The 626-nt window shown below is 44.6% G+C and carries 1 protein-coding gene; it reads left to right on the top strand.

Translation table 11 applies throughout. From position 1 onward, the window contains the following. Nucleotides 1-601, top strand: a 601-nt coding sequence (locus LGT40_RS00295; RefSeq protein ID WP_226343106.1) for an IS3 family transposase, incomplete at its 5' end; no start/stop codon positions are given. Nucleotides 602-626 lie beyond the last annotated feature (25 nt).

Below are 626 nucleotides of genomic sequence, written 5' to 3'. Positions count from 1 at the left end.
ACAGGGGCTGGTCGTGAATAAAAAGCATACCTATCGTTTGTATACCGAAGAAGGACTACAGGTTCGTACAAAAAAACGTAAGAAATTAACTCGACCGAGACAGCCTCTGGAAGTACCTACAGCTGTGAACCAGAGATGGTCAATGGATTTTGTGTCTGACCAGTTAAGCAATGGTCGGCGCTTTCGGGTGTTAAATGTGGTCGACGATTATTCCCGTGAAATGGTGGGGCAGCTTGTATCTGTTTCTATCAGTGGCAGGCAGGTTGCCAGGTTTCTAGATTTGCTACTTGAAGAGCGGGAAAAACCGAGCAAAGTGATTTGCGACAACGGCACTGAATTTACCAGTAAGGCCATGTTTTTCTGGAGCAAAGAAAGCGGTGTCAATTTAGGTTTTATTCAACCAGGTAAACCAACACAGAATGCTTTTGTGGAGAGTCTGAATGGCAAGTTTCGGAATGAGTGTCTCAACCAGCACTGGTTCAGAACATTGGATGAAGCGAAATATGAAATTGACCAGTGGCGGCAGCATTACAATCATGTCCGGCCACATAGCTCACTGAATTACATGTCGCCAGTTGAATATGCAAAACAGGCCGCATAAAGTAACCAAATCTCATCAAGGGATT

Origin of the sequence: Methylophaga pinxianii (assembly GCF_020447225.1) — a bacterium.
GTDB classification, from domain to species: Bacteria; Pseudomonadota; Gammaproteobacteria; order Nitrosococcales; family Methylophagaceae; genus Methylophaga; species Methylophaga pinxianii.
This window is presented reverse-complemented; position numbering and strand designations above follow the sequence as displayed.